We start from the raw sequence: 17,091 nt of genomic DNA, 5'->3' as shown, positions 1-17,091 counted from the left end.
CATCGGGCATTTGATTATTAACAGGTAATGACCGTGCTCAACAAACTCTCTCGTCTGCTGGCTGATGCCGGTATTTCTCTTACCGATCACCAGAAAACGCTGCTGGTCGCCTACGTTGATATGCTGCATAAATGGAACAAAGCATACAACCTGACGTCAGTGCGGGATCCCAACGAAATGTTGGTACGCCATATTCTCGACAGCATAGTCGTTGCGCCGTATCTTCAGGGACAGCGTTTTATCGATGTAGGAACAGGACCGGGGCTGCCGGGCATCCCGCTGGCTATTGTTCTCCCTGACGCGCATTTCACCTTACTCGACAGCCTGGGCAAGCGGGTACGTTTTCTGCGTCAGGTCCAGCACGAACTGAAACTGGAAAACATCACGCCGGTTCAAAGCCGCGTTGAAGCCTATCCCTCCGAACCGCCGTTTGATGGCGTTATCAGCCGCGCTTTCGCATCGTTGAATGATATGGTGAGCTGGTGTCACCATCTGCCGGGAGAGAAAGGGCGTTTTTATGCCTTAAAAGGGCAATTGCCAGGGGATGAAATAGCCTCACTACCTGACAATTTTAGCGTCGAATCTGTTGAAAAATTACGCGTTCCGCAACTGGAAGGCGAGCGGCATCTGGTGATTATTAAGTCAAACAAAGTTTAATTTTTATCAAAAAAAATAGAAAAAAAACGACGCGGCTTGTGTTAAAAATCGACAGGTATAACGCATTTCAGCGTTGTTACATTTAACTCTGGATTTACGGTTTCGTTTCAACATGACAACGTCGCTTCTTTTGTTAAAACAGAGAGTAATCAACTTTGTAAATATCAGTCTGCTAAAAATCGAATCGAAAAATCACTTTTGCTTGTTAAATTTTTATTTTAAATGTCAATGGGGCGTTTTTAAGGTGTAAGCTGGTATTTTTAAAACAGTACCTGGTTTTACGCTTAAATATCAAAAAGATGAAAAGGCATGAATTGACACGTAAATGAATTGCGTAAGCATGAATATGTTTAATGTGTGATCTGGTGCACGCTTTATCGCCAGTGTTTTCGCGCTATTTGCAGTTTTGTACGATCGTTCACACTTTGGCTAAAAGTTAAAAATGCGGGCCAGAGAAAAATATTTAAACATTTATTCACCTTTTGGCTACTTATTGTTTGAAATCACGGGGGCGCACCGTATAATTTGACCGCTTTTTGATGCTTGACTCTAAGTCTTAAAGAACGTTTTATACGACACGCGGCATACCTCGAAGTGAGCAGGAGTAAAAACGTGATGTCTGTGTCGCTCGTGAGTCGAAACGTTGCTCGTAAGCTTCTGTTCATTCAGTTTCTGGCGGTAATAGCAAGTGGATTGCTGTTTTGCCTCAAAGACCCCTTCTGGGGCATCTCCGCAGTATGTGGGGGATTGGCAGTGGCACTGCCTAATATGTTGTTTATGATATTTGCCTGGCGTCACCAGGCGCATACACCTGCTAAGGGCCGCGTGTCCTGGACTTTCGCCTTCGGTGAAGCCTTCAAGGTGTTAGCGATGCTGGTTTTACTGGTGGTGGCGTTGGCGGTTTTAAAGGCGGTGTTTTTGCCGCTGATCGTTACGTGGGTTTTGGTGCTGGTGGTTCAGATACTGGCGCCGGCTGTAATTAACAACAAAGGGTAAAAGGCATCATGGCTTCAGAAAATATGACGCCGCAGGAATACATAGGACACCATCTGAATAACCTTCAGCTGGACCTGCGTACTTTCTCGCTGGTGGATCCGCAGAACCCCCCAGCCACCTTCTGGACGCTCAATATTGACTCCATGTTCTTCTCGGTGGTGCTGGGTCTGTTGTTTCTGGTGATGTTCCGTAGCGTTGCTAAAAAAGCGACCAGCGGCGTGCCAGGCAAGTTTCAGACCGCGATTGAGCTGATAGTCGGCTTTGTGCATGGCAGCGTCAAAGACATGTACCATGGCAAAAGCAAGCTGATTGCGCCGCTGGCCCTGACGATTTTCGTCTGGGTATTCCTTATGAACCTGATGGACTTACTGCCTATCGACCTGCTGCCGTATATCGCTGAGCATTGGCTGGGTCTGCCGGCAACGCGCGTGGTGCCGTCTGCTGACGTCAACATCACCCTGTCGATGGCGTTGGGCGTATTCATCCTTATTCTGTTCTACAGCATCAAAATGAAAGGCATCGGCGGCTTCGCTAAAGAGTTGACGCTGCAGCCGTTCAATCACTGGGCGTTCATTCCTGTCAACTTAATCCTTGAAGGGGTAAGTCTGCTGTCCAAACCGGTTTCTCTCGGTCTGCGACTGTTCGGCAACATGTATGCCGGTGAGCTGATTTTCATTCTGATTGCTGGTCTGTTGCCGTGGTGGTCACAGTGGATTCTGAATGTGCCGTGGGCCATTTTCCACATCCTGATTATTACGCTGCAAGCCTTCATTTTCATGGTTCTGACGATTGTCTATCTGTCGATGGCGTCCGAAGAGCATTAATTTACCAACACTACTACGTTTTAACTGAAACAAACTGGAGACTGTCATGGAAAACCTGAATATGGATCTGCTGTACATGGCTGCCGCTGTGATGATGGGTCTGGCGGCAATCGGTGCTGCGATCGGTATCGGCATCCTCGGGGGTAAATTCCTGGAAGGCGCGGCGCGTCAACCTGATCTGATTCCTCTGCTGCGTACTCAGTTCTTTATCGTTATGGGTCTGGTGGATGCTATCCCGATGATCGCTGTAGGTCTGGGTCTGTACGTGATGTTCGCTGTCGCGTAGTAAGCGTTGCTTGAATTAAGAGCAATATCAGAAGGTTAACTAGATAGAGGCATTGTGCTGTGAATCTTAACGCAACAATCCTCGGCCAGGCCATCGCGTTTATTCTCTTTGTCTGGTTTTGCATGAAGTACGTATGGCCGCCGTTAATGGCAGCCATCGAGAAACGTCAGAAAGAAATTGCTGACGGTCTCGCTTCTGCTGAACGAGCACATAAGGATCTTGACCTTGCAAAGGCCAGCGCGACCGACCAGCTGAAAAAAGCGAAAGCAGAAGCTCAGGTAATCATCGAGCAGGCAAACAAACGCCGCGCTCAGATCCTGGACGAAGCCAAAACTGAAGCAGAACAGGAACGTACTAAAATCGTGGCGCAGGCGCAGGCGGAAATTGAAGCCGAGCGTAAACGCGCCCGTGAAGAGCTGCGTAAGCAAGTTGCTATCCTGGCTGTTGCTGGCGCCGAGAAGATCATCGAACGTTCCGTGGATGAAGCTGCTAACAGCGACATCGTGGATAAACTTGTCGCTGAACTGTAAGGAGGGAGGGGCTGATGTCTGAATTTGTTACGGTAGCTCGCCCCTACGCCAAAGCAGCTTTTGACTTTGCCGTTGAACACCAAAGTGTAGAGCGCTGGCAGGATATGCTGGCGTTTGCCGCCGAGGTAACCAAGAACGAACAAATGGCAGAGCTTCTCTCTGGCGCGCTGGCGCCGGAAACGCTCGCTGAGTCGTTTATCGCAGTCTGCGGTGAGCAGTTAGACGAAAACGGTCAGAACCTGATTCGGGTGATGGCTGAAAATAATCGTCTGAACGCGCTCCCGGATGTTCTGGAGCAGTTTATTCATCTGCGTGCCGCCAGTGAAGCTACCTCCGAGGTAGAAGTTACGTCGGCAACCGCATTGAGTGAAGAGCAGCTTTCGAAAATCAGCGCCGCGATGGAAAAACGTCTGTCACGCAAAGTGAAGCTGAATTGCAAAATCGATAAGTCTGTAATGGCAGGCGTTATCATCCGGGCGGGTGATATGGTCATTGATGGCAGCGTACGCGGCCGTCTTGAGCGCCTTGCAGACGTCTTGCAGTCTTAAGGGGACTGGAGCATGCAACTGAATTCCACCGAAATCAGCGAACTGATCAAGCAGCGCATTGCTCAGTTCAATGTGGTGAGCGAAGCTCACAACGAAGGTACTATTGTTTCTGTCAGTGACGGTGTTATCCGCATTCACGGCCTGGCCGATTGTATGCAGGGTGAAATGATCTCCCTGCCGGGTAACCGTTACGCTATCGCATTGAACCTGGAGCGCGACTCCGTGGGTGCGGTAGTCATGGGGCCATACGCTGACCTTGCCGAAGGCATGAAGGTTAAATGTACGGGTCGTATCCTGGAAGTTCCGGTTGGCCGCGGCCTGCTGGGACGTGTGGTAAACACCCTGGGTGCGCCAATCGACGGTAAAGGTCCGGTTGATAATGACGGCTTCTCTGCCGTTGAAGCGATTGCGCCGGGCGTTATCGATCGTCAGTCTGTCGATCAGCCGGTGCAGACCGGCTATAAAGCCGTTGACTCCATGATCCCAATCGGTCGTGGTCAGCGTGAACTGATCATCGGTGACCGTCAGACCGGTAAAACCGCGCTGGCTATCGACGCCATCATCAACCAGCGCGATTCCGGCATTAAATGTATCTATGTCGCTATCGGCCAGAAAGCGTCCACCATCTCTAACGTGGTGCGCAAACTGGAAGAACACGGCGCGCTGGCTAACACCATTGTTGTGGTGGCGACCGCGTCCGAATCCGCTGCGCTGCAATACCTGGCGCCATATGCCGGTTGCGCAATGGGCGAATACTTCCGCGACCGCGGCGAAGATGCGCTGATCATTTACGATGACCTGTCTAAACAGGCTGTTGCTTACCGTCAGATCTCCCTGCTGCTCCGTCGTCCGCCAGGACGTGAAGCATTCCCGGGCGACGTATTCTACCTCCACTCTCGTCTGCTGGAGCGTGCTGCGCGTGTTAACGCCGACTACGTCGAAGCCTTCACCAAAGGTGAAGTGAAAGGGAAAACCGGCTCTCTGACCGCGCTGCCGATTATCGAAACGCAGGCAGGTGACGTTTCCGCGTTCGTTCCGACCAACGTAATTTCGATTACCGATGGTCAGATCTTCCTGGAATCTAACCTGTTTAACGCCGGTATTCGTCCTGCGGTTAACCCGGGTATCTCGGTATCCCGTGTAGGTGGCGCAGCCCAGACCAAGATCATGAAAAAACTGTCCGGTGGTATTCGTACCGCGCTGGCGCAGTATCGTGAACTGGCGGCGTTCTCTCAGTTTGCATCCGACCTTGACGATGCCACCCGTAAACAGCTTGACCACGGTCAGAAAGTGACCGAACTGCTGAAACAGAAACAGTATGCGCCGATGTCCGTCGCGCAGCAGTCTCTGGTTCTGTTCGCAGCAGAACGTGGTTATCTGGCGGATGTCGAACTGGCGAAAATCGGTAGCTTCGAAGCCGCACTGCTGGCTTACGTCGACCGTGATCACGCTCCGCTGATGCAAGAGATCAACCAGTCCGGTGGCTATAACGACGAAATCGAAGGCAAGCTGAAAGGCATCCTCGATTCCTTCAAAGCAACCCAGTCCTGGTAACGTCTGGCGGCTTGCCTTAGGGCAGGCCGTAAGGCATTGAGGAGAAGCTCATGGCCGGCGCAAAAGAGATACGTAGTAAGATCGCAAGCGTCCAGAACACGCAAAAGATCACTAAAGCGATGGAGATGGTCGCCGCTTCCAAAATGCGTAAATCGCAGGATCGCATGGCGGCCAGCCGTCCTTATGCAGAGACCATGCGCAAAGTGATTGGTCACCTTGCGAACGGTAATCTGGAATATAAGCACCCCTACCTGGAAGAGCGCGACGTTAAGCGCGTGGGCTACCTGGTAGTGTCGACCGACCGTGGTTTGTGCGGTGGCTTGAACATTAACCTGTTCAAAAAGCTGCTGGCGGATATGAAGGCATGGTCCGATAAAGGCGTTCAGTGCGAACTCGCAATGATCGGCTCTAAGGGCGTGTCATTCTTTAATTCCGTAGGCGGCAACGTTGTCGCTCAGGTGACAGGTATGGGGGATAACCCTTCTCTGTCCGAACTGATCGGTCCGGTTAAAGTGATGTTGCAGGCCTACGACGAAGGCCGTCTGGACAAGCTTTACATTGTCAGCAACAAATTTATTAACACCATGTCTCAGGTGCCGACGATCACTCAACTGCTGCCGTTGCCGGCGTCAGAAGATGATGATCTGAAGCGTAAAGCCTGGGATTACCTGTATGAACCAGACCCAAAAGCGCTGCTGGATACTCTCCTGCGTCGTTATGTGGAGTCTCAGGTTTATCAGGGCGTGGTAGAAAACCTGGCCAGCGAGCAGGCCGCACGAATGGTGGCGATGAAAGCCGCAACCGATAATGGCGGCAGCCTGATTAAAGAGCTGCAGTTGGTATACAACAAAGCTCGTCAGGCCAGCATTACTCAGGAACTCACCGAGATCGTCTCGGGGGCCGCCGCGGTTTAACCAGGTTATTTCGTAGAGGATTTAAGATGGCTACTGGAAAGATTGTCCAGGTAATCGGCGCCGTGGTCGACGTCGAGTTCCCTCAGGATGCCGTACCACGCGTGTACGATGCCCTTGAGGTGCAGAATGGTAATGAGAAGCTGGTGCTGGAAGTTCAGCAGCAGCTTGGCGGCGGTATCGTGCGTACCATCGCGATGGGGTCTTCTGACGGTCTGCGTCGCGGTCTGGATGTAAAAGATCTCGAACACCCGATCGAAGTCCCGGTAGGTAAAGCCACGTTGGGTCGTATCATGAACGTCCTGGGCGAACCGGTCGACATGAAAGGCGAGATCGGCGAAGAAGAGCGTTGGGCGATTCACCGCGCAGCACCTTCCTACGAAGAGTTGTCAAACTCTCAGGAACTGCTGGAAACCGGTATCAAAGTTATCGACCTGATGTGTCCGTTCGCGAAGGGCGGTAAAGTCGGTCTGTTCGGTGGTGCGGGTGTAGGTAAAACCGTAAACATGATGGAGCTTATCCGTAACATCGCGATCGAGCACTCCGGTTACTCAGTGTTTGCGGGCGTAGGTGAACGTACTCGTGAGGGTAACGACTTCTACCACGAAATGACCGACTCCAACGTTATCGATAAAGTATCCCTGGTGTATGGCCAGATGAACGAGCCGCCGGGAAACCGTCTGCGCGTTGCACTGACCGGCCTGACCATGGCGGAGAAATTCCGTGACGAAGGTCGTGACGTACTGCTGTTCGTCGATAACATCTATCGTTACACCCTGGCCGGTACGGAAGTATCCGCACTGCTGGGCCGTATGCCTTCCGCGGTAGGTTACCAGCCGACTCTGGCGGAAGAGATGGGCGTTCTGCAGGAACGTATCACCTCCACCAAAACCGGTTCTATCACCTCCGTACAGGCGGTATACGTACCGGCGGATGACTTGACTGACCCGTCTCCAGCCACCACCTTTGCGCACTTAGATGCAACCGTGGTACTGAGCCGTCAGATCGCATCCCTGGGTATCTACCCGGCCGTTGACCCGCTGGACTCCACCAGCCGTCAGCTGGATCCGCTGGTTGTTGGTCAGGAACACTACGACACCGCGCGTGGCGTTCAGTCCATCCTGCAGCGTTATCAGGAACTGAAAGACATCATCGCCATCCTCGGTATGGATGAACTGTCTGAAGAAGATAAACTGGTGGTAGCTCGCGCGCGTAAAATTCAGCGCTTCCTGTCCCAGCCGTTCTTCGTGGCGGAAGTATTTACCGGTTCTCCGGGCAAATACGTCTCCCTGAAAGACACCATCCGTGGCTTTAAAGGCATCATGGAAGGCGAATACGATCACCTGCCGGAGCAGGCGTTCTACATGGTCGGTTCCATCGACGAAGCCGTGGAAAAAGCCAAAAAACTTTAACGCCTTAATCGGAGGGTGATATGGCAATGACTTACCACCTGGATGTCGTCAGCGCGGAGCAACAAATGTTCTCCGGTCTGGTCGAGAAAATCCAGGTTACGGGTAGCGAAGGCGAACTGGGGATTTACCCGGGGCACGCGCCGCTGCTCACCGCCATTAAGCCTGGTATGATTCGCATCGTTAAGCAGCACGGTCATGAAGAGTTTATCTATCTGTCCGGCGGCATTCTGGAAGTGCAGCCTGGCAGCGTGACCGTTCTGGCGGATACCGCGATTCGCGGTCAGGATCTCGACGAAGCGCGAGCCCTGGAAGCGAAGCGTAAAGCCGAAGAGCACATTAAGAGCTCGCACGGTGACGTGGATTACGCTCAGGCGTCTGCGGAACTGGCCAAAGCGATCGCTAAACTGCGCGTTATCGAGTTGACCAAAAAAGCGATGTAACACCGGCTTGAAAGCATAAAACCAGTCTGATTGCGGACTGGTTTTTTTTTATCCTCTCAATTTTTATTCGATAAACTAGCAACGACAAAAACAAGCGGCTGAAGGCGATGCGTTTTCAGCGACAGCGCTGTTTTCATTAAATCCTTTTTTCTGTCATTTGCATCTGCACATTGTGCGAAGAAGGAAGGAATGGATGCGTTTTTATTGCATAAAATGAGGGATTATTACTATGTCATTTCAGCCATCCTTTGCGGGTCCACAACCCGACTCAAGGATTGATCGTACTACCTTTATTCGTCGCGCTTATCTTCATCTCGCCGTCGCCATCGTCGGTTTTATCGTGTTGAGCGCGGCGTGGAGTTTTATAGGGGTCGGGGAGTATGCGCTTGATGTGCTGCTGGCTGGTGGAAGATATAGCTGGTTGGTTGTTCTCGGCGCTTTTATGCTGGTGGGAATGCTGGCGACCCGTCTGGCGGATAATGCGGGGACTAATCAAACGCAACTTATCGGGCTGGGGATTTATGTGTTGGCAGAATCCCTGATTTTTGCCCCCCTGTTAACGGTGGCGGCGTATATTAACCCGTCGAGCATTGGCGCGGCGGCAATAACGACTCTGTTGCTGGTCGGCGGTCTGACGTTTACCGCTTTTTCCATAAAAAAAGACTTTTCTTTTCTGCGCTCGTTTCTGACTATGGCTGGGTTCATTGCTTTTGGCGCGATTATTGCCAGCGTCATCTGCGGCTTCTCGCTGGGTGTCTGGTTTTCTGCGCTAATGGTACTGCTGTGCGCCGGGTTTATACTTTACGATACTTCTAACATTATTCACCATTACCCTACCGATCGCCCTGCTGGCGCGGCATTACATCTGTTTGCTTCTATCGCGACCATGTTCTGGTATATTTTGCGGATTTTTATGTCGCGTAATTAAGTAAAAAATACGCGCAACGGAAAACCAGCGGCCTCTGTCGCTGGTTTTTGCTTTTCTGACTCCCCTGCGCTTTATTACGTTATCTTCTTTATTTATGGAGTAAAAAAACAGCAAAAACATCGGGCTACGTTGCCAATACGCGGGTGTTTTTACTTTTCAGGAGACAAGAGGCGCGGTAATGAACGAAAATGATTCATTAGCAGGCGGGGATGTTATCCCGGTGAGCGTTTTATCCTTCTTCCATTTTACGATGAAAAAAATGTAGTATTTTCAACGTGAAACAGTATAAATTCGTTCTCAAATTACAGTCAGGACGCGTATGTTAAATAGTGCTATGAGCGTAGTGATCCTTGCCGCAGGTAAAGGCACGCGCATGTATTCCGATATTCCTAAAGTGCTGCACACGCTGGCGGGTAAACCCATGGTGCAGCATGTCATTGATGCAGCAACTAAATTAGGGGCCGCACAGGTTCATCTGGTCTATGGACACGGTGGCGGGTTGTTAAAACAGACCCTGAAAGATGACAAGCTAAACTGGGTGCTTCAGGCGGAACAGTTGGGAACAGGTCACGCAATGCAGCAGGCCGCGCCCTTCTTTAGCGACGATGAAGATATTTTAATGCTTTACGGCGACGTGCCGCTGATTTCGGTTGAAACCTTACAGCGCCTGCGCGATGCCAAACCGCAGGGTGGTATTGGGTTATTAACCGTGAAGCTGGACGATCCGAGCGGCTATGGCCGTATTACGCGTGAAAACGGTAAAGTGACCGGCATCGTTGAACATAAAGACGCCACTGATGAACAGCGTCAGATCCAGGAAATTAACACCGGTATTCTGATCGCCAACGGCGCGGACCTGAAACGCTGGTTGTCTAAGCTGACTAACAATAATGCGCAGGGTGAATATTACATCACTGATATCATTGCGCTGGCTTATCATGAAGGACGGGAAATCGCCGCGGTGCATCCGGCTCGCATCAGCGAAACGGACGGCGTGAATAACCGTCTACAGCTTTCTCGTCTGGAGCGTATTTACCAGGCCGAACAGGCGGAGAAACTGCTGTTATCCGGCGTTATGTTGCGCGATCCGGCTCGTTTTGATCTGCGCGGTAATCTGGCTCACGGGCGTGATGTGGAAATTGACGCTAACGTTATCATCGAAGGTAACGTGACGCTCGGTCACCGCGTGAAGATCGGCGCGGGGTGCATTATTAAAAACAGCGTTATTGGCGATGACTGCGAAATTAGCCCATACAGCGTGGTGGAAGATGCGCATCTGGAAGCGGCCTGCACCATCGGCCCGTTTGCTCGCCTGCGTCCCGGCGCAGAGCTGTTAGCGGGCGCTCACGTCGGCAATTTTGTTGAAATGAAAAAAGCGCGTCTGGGTAAAGGTTCTAAAGCCGGCCATCTGACCTACCTGGGCGATGCGGAAATTGGCGACAACGTGAATATCGGCGCGGGGACCATCACCTGTAACTATGATGGCGCGAACAAATTCAAAACGGTTATTGGCGACGATGTGTTTGTCGGCTCCGATACCCAACTGGTGGCGCCGGTTACTGTTGGTAAAGGGGCTACCATCGCCGCAGGGACTACCGTCACCCGTAATGTAGCCGACAATGAGCTGGTATTAAGCCGCGTGCCGCAGGTGCATAAGCAAGGCTGGCAGCGTCCGGTGAAGAAAAAGTGATTTTGTAGGCCGGATAAGCGTCAGCGCCATCCGGCAGACCGGAGATGAGAGGATAAAATAATCCTCCGCTCCATGAGCAGTACTTATAAAAATAACCCCACTCTCTACAAGGCTCGGGGCGCCCGCAACGACGGGCATACAGGTCAGCGACAACGCATGGCGTAATGCCATAATCAGGAAATAAAACTATGTGTGGAATTGTTGGTGCTATCGCGCAGCGTGATGTAGCTGAAATCCTTCTCGAAGGTTTACGTCGTCTGGAATACCGCGGATATGACTCTGCCGGTCTGGCCGTGGTTGATGCAGAAGGTCATATGACCCGTCTGCGTCGCCTCGGTAAAGTCCAGATGCTGGCTCAGGCAGCGGAAGAACATCCTCTGCATGGCGGCACCGGTATTGCTCACACTCGCTGGGCGACGCACGGTGAACCTTCAGAAGCTAACGCGCATCCGCATGTGTCTGAACACATTGTGGTGGTGCATAACGGCATCATCGAAAATCATGAACCGCTGCGTGAAGCGTTAAAAGCGCGTGGCTATACCTTCGTTTCTGAAACCGACACCGAAGTGATTGCACACCTGGTAAACTGGGAACTGAAACAGGGAGGTACTCTGCGTGAGGCTGTTCTGCGTGCGATCCCGCAACTGCGTGGTGCGTACGGTACAGTGATCATGGATACCCGTCACCCGGATACCCTGTTGGCTGCCCGTTCAGGTAGCCCGTTGGTGATTGGCCTGGGTATGGGCGAAAACTTTATCGCTTCTGACCAGCTGGCGCTGTTGCCAGTGACTCGTCGCTTTATCTTCCTTGAAGAGGGCGATATCGCTGAAATCACTCGCCGTTCGGTAAATATCTTCGATAACACCGGCGCGGAAGTAAAACGTCAGGATATCGAATCCAATCTGCAATATGACGCGGGCGATAAAGGTATTTACCGCCACTACATGCAGAAAGAGATCTACGAACAGCCGAACGCGATCAAAAACACCCTTACCGGGCGCATCAGCCACGGTCAGGTGGATTTAAGCGAGCTGGGGCCGAACGCCGACGAACTGCTGTCGAAGGTTGAGCATATTCAGATCCTCGCCTGCGGTACGTCTTACAACTCCGGTATGGTTTCCCGTTACTGGTTTGAATCGCTGGCAGGTATTCCGTGCGACGTTGAAATCGCCTCTGAATTCCGCTATCGCAAATCTGCCGTGCGTCGTAACAGCCTGATGATTACCCTGTCACAGTCTGGCGAAACGGCAGATACCCTGGCTGGCCTGCGTCTGTCGAAAGAGCTGGGATATTTGGGCTCTCTGGCCATTTGTAACGTGCCGGGATCTTCGCTGGTGCGTGAATCCGATCTGGCGCTGATGACCAACGCGGGTACGGAAATTGGCGTAGCATCTACCAAAGCCTTCACCACCCAGTTAACCGTGCTGTTGATGCTGGTGGCGAAACTGGCGCGTCTGAAAGGTCTGGATGCGTCCATTGAGCATGATATCGTGCATGGCCTACAGGCGCTGCCGAGCCGTATTGAGCAGATGCTGTCGCAGGACAAACGTATCGAAGCCCTGGCGGAAGATTTCTCTGACAAACACCATGCGCTATTCCTGGGGCGTGGCGATCAATATCCGATTGCGCTCGAAGGCGCGCTGAAGCTGAAAGAGATCTCTTACATTCACGCGGAAGCCTATGCTGCAGGCGAGCTGAAACACGGTCCGCTGGCGCTGATTGACGCCGATATGCCAGTGATTGTGGTGGCGCCGAACAACGAACTGTTGGAGAAACTGAAATCCAACATCGAAGAAGTTCGCGCGCGTGGCGGTCAGTTGTACGTCTTCGCCGATCAGGATGCGGGTTTCGTCAGCAGTGACAACATGCACATCATTGAGATGCCGCATGTGGAAGAGGTCATTGCGCCTATCTTCTACACCGTTCCGCTGCAACTGCTGGCGTATCACGTGGCGCTGATTAAAGGCACCGACGTTGACCAGCCGCGTAACCTGGCGAAATCGGTTACCGTAGAGTAAGTACAAATGTAGTACCAAGCAGAAGGCCGTCGATAGACGGCCTTTTTTTGTGCGCCGTGACAGGCGCTGTTCTTTCTCTATGGTGGCTGAAGAGCGACTAAGAGGTGCTACGCCTGCCTGCGCTACGGGCACCCGGTCACATTCTCTTCTTTAAGGCCCTGGCTCAATCCAGGTGGATCGGAAATCAAACCACCCCAGGTTATTCAGGTGGATCCCCCTGGCCCGGTCGGGGCCTTTGAGTCGCATCCAGTGGTGAAAAAGCGGTTGTAGCCAGCCTGAACGGGTGGTTTCCCTGACCAGTTGTTCCGCGCTGATTGTTTCGGCATGCCACTGGGTTTCCCATTGGGCCAGCAGCGCATCATCCCCACCGCTGATGGCGTGGCGCAGTAAAGGGGAGCCCAGCAGCCATGTACCGACGTTCCACTCTTCGGGAATGGGGAAATTAACTGTCCCCAGCCAGAGATCAACCTCGGCCTTGCCGCTTGCCCAGTCATCATAATTCAGTGCAATGCCCTCAAGTAAAATGCCCTGCTGGCGCATGATCTTTTGCATGATATCCAGAAGCATTGGAAATTCAGGGTGCTGATCGTGATAGGCCAGACGCAGTTTCGCGTAGGGCGACGACGAGATAAAAGGTGAACAGGCCGGGCCCGCCTCAATAGTATGAAACCAGGAGGACAGCAGGCTGCCGCCCGGTACCCAGAAGGGGCGAATTGCCTCACTCAGATGCTGGAGTATGGCGTAAGGGCTGAGTGTTTCCCGTAGCCAGCGGCGATGTTCGGCGGTATGCCAGTGCGGGGAGCGGCTGTCGCATAATAAAAAATATCCTCCACGCTCAAGAAACATCTCGCGCAGGTTGTCAGAAGGTTTGCCTGATACCTGGCTAAGCCGTCCGGAAACGTAATCCTCATCGCTCAGGCTGGAGCTGAGCCAGGCTGCCGTGTCGTTATCCGACAGCGATTCCGCCAGGTTGTCTGTCTCCGTTAAATTCGGCCAGATAAAGACCTCCACTTCATCCAGCAGCCCGCGCAGACCGAAATAGTGGTCAAAGGCCTTCATTTGCAGATGAAAGCCATTGTTTTCCACCACCTCATAAGGGCCAGTCCCCACAGGATGTGCCGGGAAATCAGCGCGTTGTGTATGGTCAGGCGGTAGGATCATGGCATCAATATGGCTGAGCAGCAGCGGCAGTCGGTTATCCGGGTGCGCCAGCGTAATTTCAAGGCTCAGCGGCCCGGTGGCCTGAATGGTCTGCAAGTGCGAGAACAGCGGCAGCTTAGCGCTGCGGGTCAGTGAAGCGATAACCGCGTCGATCGTCAGCTCCTGGCCATCATGCCAGAGGACGGCGGGGCGCAGATAAAAACGCCAGCGCAGCGGATCAATCTGCCGCCAGTGGTGGGCAAGATCGGCTTCGACTTCACCTTTTTCCTCATTTATGCGCGTCAGGCCGCTAAAAATCTGCCTGACCAGATGCTGCTCAGAGCGACGCAACGGTATGCCGGGGCACAGCGACGGCATTGTCCGATAATAGGGGATGCACAGCCGCTGATAGTCTGCCCGCACGCTATAGCCCAGCTTTGAACGCAGCAGTTGCGCCACCTGGTGCTTATTTTTACCCAGCAGCTGAATGGCCTGATCAATATGACCAGACTCCAGTAACTGCTCCGCCTTTTCGCTTAACAGCTGTTCTGGTTTATAGCGCAGGTGAAGCCGGGCGCGATGCCCACGTCCGGCCTGTGATTGCCAGATGAGCCACTTTGCCTCCTGCATCTGAAGCAACAGATTACGCATATGCCGCCGGGTGCAGAACAACACATCCGCCAGCTCCTGTAATGTCACGCTAACAGGCTTGTCGCCATAGTGCTGGAGTAGCTTTAAATATTTTTGTTCAGTGTGCCGGGTTGTCATAAAAGGTGAAATTTCCCGAACGGGAATGAGCAATTTTTAATATCCCCTTTTTAGCCGATGATTTTCTCTATCGCAACTTCTATGAGGATTCATCATGACAAAGCGCATTAATAAAGACACTCAGGTCTGCATGTCCCTGGCGGCACGCCCAAGTAACTTCGGTACACGCTTTCACAACTATCTGTACGAAGCGCTGGATCTCAATTATCTCTACAAAGCCTTTTCGCCGACCGATCTTACGCAGGCCATTAGCGGCGTGCGCGGTCTGGGGATCCGTGGGTGCGCGATCTCTATGCCGTTTAAAGAAGCCTGCATTCCGCTGGTGGATGAACTGGATGCTTCTGCTCAGGCCATTCACTCAGTTAATACCATTGTGAATACCAATGGCCATCTGAAGGCGTACAACACCGATTACATTGCAATAGCTCGCTTGCTGGCGAATTACAAGGTCTCTCCCGACCTGGTATTTGCTTTGCGTGGCAGCGGTGGTATGGCAAAGGCGGTGGCCTGCGCGCTGAAGGATGCGGGGTTTACCCGTGGTTATATTGTCGCGATTGATGAAGCGTCAGGTAAACAACTGGCCGAACTCTATGGCTATGAATGGCGCCCGGATACCGACGGTATTGAAGCCGATTTGTTAATTAACGCCACGCCTATCGGAATGGCTGGCGGTAATGATGCCGACAAACTCTCTTATTCCGAACAGGAAGTGGATAAGGCGAGCGTTATCTTTGATGTGGTGGCGCTACCGCCCGTCACGCCGCTAATCCGCTACGCCCGTGAACGCGGTAAAACCGTGATTACCGGTTCCGAAGTGTTTGCTATTCAGGCCGTGGAGCAATTTGTCCTTTATACCGGGATTCGCCCGGATGACGCGCTGTTCCAGAAAGCCGCGGCCTGGTCACGTCTGTAACATTTTTTTCCCGCTTTTTCTTTAAATTAAAAGAACAGGGTACCCTACTATGACTAAAAAAATTGTTGCTGTGACGGCCTGTCCGACGGGCGTCGCCCATACCTTTATGGCGGCAGAAGCGTTGGAAATTGAAGCCCGCAAGCGTGGTGACTGGATCAAGGTTGAAACCCGCGGTTCCGTCGGGGCGAAGAACACGCTGACCGCGGAAGAGATAGCGCAGGCGGATGTGGTGATTATCGCGGCGGATATTGAACTGGATCTGTCAGGCTTTGTTGGCAAAAGACTCTATCGCACCAGTACCGGCGCGGCGCTAAAAAAGAGTGCGCAGGAAATGGATAATGCTTTCAATAGCGCCGAGGTCTATCAGGGGAGTGCCGGGCGCTCTTCTTCAGCTGGTAAAACAGAGCTACCCGGCGTTTATAAGCATTTAATGACCGGCGTATCCCATATGCTTCCCCTGGTGGTTGCGGGAGGGTTGTGTATCGCGCTCTCTTTTGTCTTCGGTATCCAGGCCTTCAACGAGCCGGACACGCTGGCGGCTGCGTTATTTCAAATCGGCGGTAAGGCGGCCTTTGCGCTGATGGTGCCGGTACTGGCTGGGTTTATTGCCTTCTCAATTGCCGATCGTCCGGGTCTGGCCCCGGGGCTTATTGGCGGGATGTTGGCCAGCCTGTGCGGCGCTGGTTTCCTGGGTGGGATTGTGGCCGGTTTTCTGGCCGGTTACAGCGTACGGTTTCTGGCGCAAAATATTAAGCTGCCGGCGTCGATGGAAGCGCTTAAACCTGTGCTGGTTCTGCCGCTACTGTCTACGCTGATTATCGGCCTTATCATGATTTACGTGGTGGGTGGCCCCGTTTCTGCGGTGATGGAGGGGCTGACGACGTTCCTGGGGAATATGACCTCTACGAATGCGATCTTGCTGGGAATGTTGCTGGGCGCAATGCAAGGTTTTGACCTTGGCGGGCCGGTGAATAAAGCTGCGTATACCTTCGGCGTTGGTTTACTGGCTTCTCATTCTTATATGCCAATGGCGGCTATTATGGCGGCAGGGATGGTACCGGCATTAGGAATGGGCGTCGCAACCTGGGCGGCCAGAGCGAAATTCAATGCCGCTGAGCATGAAGCGGGTAATGCATCTTTTATCCTGGGGCTGTGCTTTATCTCTGAAGGGGCGATTCCCTTCGCCGCGCGAGACCCGATGCGCGTCATCCCTTCCACGATGGTCGGTGGCGCAATCGCCGGGGGACTGTCCATGTATTTCGGTTGTACACTGATGGCGCCACACGGCGGCCTCTTTGTCCTGGCGATCCCGCATGCGGTGGAACATGTGATGCAGTACCTGCTCTCGATTGCCCTGGGCACGATTGTCTGCGGCCTGATGTACGCGCTATTGAAACCGTCTGTGGTTGCGCAAACAGTTTAATTCATCTCCCCCTGCAGGCTGGTCTGGTGTCTCCCCGGGCCAGCTTTTTTATT

16 protein-coding genes are annotated in these 17,091 nt (G+C 52.7%); 15 read left to right on the top strand and 1 reads right to left on the bottom strand.

The genetic code is table 11. The features are described from left to right. Positions 1-33 precede the first annotated feature (33 nt). The 13 genes from rsmG to glmS all read left to right on the top strand — a co-directional run bounded on the left by rsmG (position 34) and on the right by glmS (position 12,794). Entirely contained in the window at positions 34-657 is a 624-nt protein-coding gene (gene rsmG / locus ACLJRE_RS22755; RefSeq protein WP_001519938.1) for a 16S rRNA (guanine(527)-N(7))-methyltransferase RsmG, read from the top strand. A 615-nt stretch (positions 658-1,272) separates the two neighbouring features. Then, entirely contained in the window at positions 1,273-1,653 is a 381-nt protein-coding gene (atpI, locus tag ACLJRE_RS22750; protein WP_000116685.1) for a F0F1 ATP synthase subunit I, read from the top strand. Positions 1,654-1,661: 8 nt separating this feature from the next. After that, complete coding sequence (atpB, locus tag ACLJRE_RS22745; protein ID WP_000135632.1) at positions 1,662-2,477, top strand: F0F1 ATP synthase subunit A; 816 nt, start codon at positions 1,662-1,664, stop codon at positions 2,475-2,477. A 46-nt stretch (positions 2,478-2,523) separates the two neighbouring features. Further along, positions 2,524-2,763 carry a F0F1 ATP synthase subunit C gene (gene atpE / locus ACLJRE_RS22740; RefSeq protein WP_000429386.1) on the top strand — a complete coding sequence of 80 codons (240 nt, stop codon included), beginning with the start codon at positions 2,524-2,526 and terminating at the stop codon, positions 2,761-2,763. A gap of 59 nt (positions 2,764-2,822) precedes the next feature. Further along, complete coding sequence (gene atpF / locus ACLJRE_RS22735; protein ID WP_001052212.1) at positions 2,823-3,293, top strand: F0F1 ATP synthase subunit B; 471 nt, start codon at positions 2,823-2,825, stop codon at positions 3,291-3,293. A gap of 14 nt (positions 3,294-3,307) precedes the next feature. Beyond that, a complete protein-coding gene (atpH, locus tag ACLJRE_RS22730; RefSeq protein WP_001288957.1) occupies positions 3,308-3,841 on the top strand; it encodes a F0F1 ATP synthase subunit delta in 534 nt (177 codons plus the stop codon). Between the two features lie 12 nt (positions 3,842-3,853). Next, entirely contained in the window at positions 3,854-5,395 is a 1,542-nt protein-coding gene (gene atpA / locus ACLJRE_RS22725) for a F0F1 ATP synthase subunit alpha (protein WP_001176751.1), read from the top strand. 50 nt (positions 5,396-5,445) lie between these two features. Beyond that, positions 5,446-6,309, top strand: coding sequence for a F0F1 ATP synthase subunit gamma (gene atpG, locus ACLJRE_RS22720; protein ID WP_000896506.1), 864 nt, complete (start codon positions 5,446-5,448; stop codon positions 6,307-6,309). A gap of 26 nt (positions 6,310-6,335) precedes the next feature. Then, entirely contained in the window at positions 6,336-7,718 is a 1,383-nt protein-coding gene (gene atpD / locus ACLJRE_RS22715; protein ID WP_000190499.1) for a F0F1 ATP synthase subunit beta, read from the top strand. Positions 7,719-7,738: 20 nt separating this feature from the next. Next, on the top strand, positions 7,739-8,158 hold the full coding sequence (locus ACLJRE_RS22710) for a F0F1 ATP synthase subunit epsilon (RefSeq protein WP_001251971.1): 420 nt from the start codon (positions 7,739-7,741) through the stop codon (positions 8,156-8,158). Positions 8,159-8,387: 229 nt separating this feature from the next. Further along, positions 8,388-9,086 carry a Bax inhibitor-1 family protein gene (locus ACLJRE_RS22705; protein WP_000009908.1) on the top strand — a complete coding sequence of 233 codons (699 nt, stop codon included), beginning with the start codon at positions 8,388-8,390 and terminating at the stop codon, positions 9,084-9,086. Positions 9,087-9,405: 319 nt separating this feature from the next. Further along, positions 9,406-10,776 (top strand): bifunctional UDP-N-acetylglucosamine diphosphorylase/glucosamine-1-phosphate N-acetyltransferase GlmU, encoded by a 1,371-nt coding sequence (gene glmU, locus ACLJRE_RS22700; protein WP_023212303.1) that lies wholly within the window; start codon positions 9,406-9,408, stop codon positions 10,774-10,776. A gap of 188 nt (positions 10,777-10,964) precedes the next feature. Then, on the top strand, positions 10,965-12,794 hold the full coding sequence (gene glmS, locus ACLJRE_RS22695; protein ID WP_000334059.1) for a glutamine--fructose-6-phosphate transaminase (isomerizing): 1,830 nt from the start codon (positions 10,965-10,967) through the stop codon (positions 12,792-12,794). A gap of 150 nt (positions 12,795-12,944) precedes the next feature. On the opposite strand, the gene ACLJRE_RS22690 is transcribed toward glmS, so the two are convergent. Then, complete coding sequence (locus ACLJRE_RS22690) at positions 12,945-14,702, bottom strand: SgrR family transcriptional regulator (protein WP_023212302.1); 1,758 nt, start codon at positions 14,700-14,702, stop codon at positions 12,945-12,947. 94 nt (positions 14,703-14,796) lie between these two features. On the opposite strand from ACLJRE_RS22690, the gene ACLJRE_RS22685 reads away from it, so the two are divergent. Both ACLJRE_RS22685 and ACLJRE_RS22680 read left to right on the top strand, forming a co-directional pair. Continuing rightward, positions 14,797-15,615, top strand: a complete 819-nt coding sequence (locus ACLJRE_RS22685; protein WP_000166709.1) for a shikimate 5-dehydrogenase — start codon at positions 14,797-14,799, stop codon at positions 15,613-15,615. Between the two features lie 49 nt (positions 15,616-15,664). After that, complete coding sequence (locus ACLJRE_RS22680) at positions 15,665-17,038, top strand: fructose-specific PTS transporter subunit EIIC (RefSeq protein WP_000162542.1); 1,374 nt, start codon at positions 15,665-15,667, stop codon at positions 17,036-17,038. The last annotated feature ends 53 nt before the right edge of the window (positions 17,039-17,091 follow it).

Origin of the sequence: Salmonella sp. SAL04157 (assembly GCF_046551635.1) — a bacterium.
GTDB classification, from domain to species: Bacteria; Pseudomonadota; Gammaproteobacteria; order Enterobacterales; family Enterobacteriaceae; genus Salmonella; species Salmonella enterica.
The sequence above is the reverse complement of the archived record's forward strand: the minus strand, read 5'-3'. Positions and strand labels throughout refer to the sequence as shown.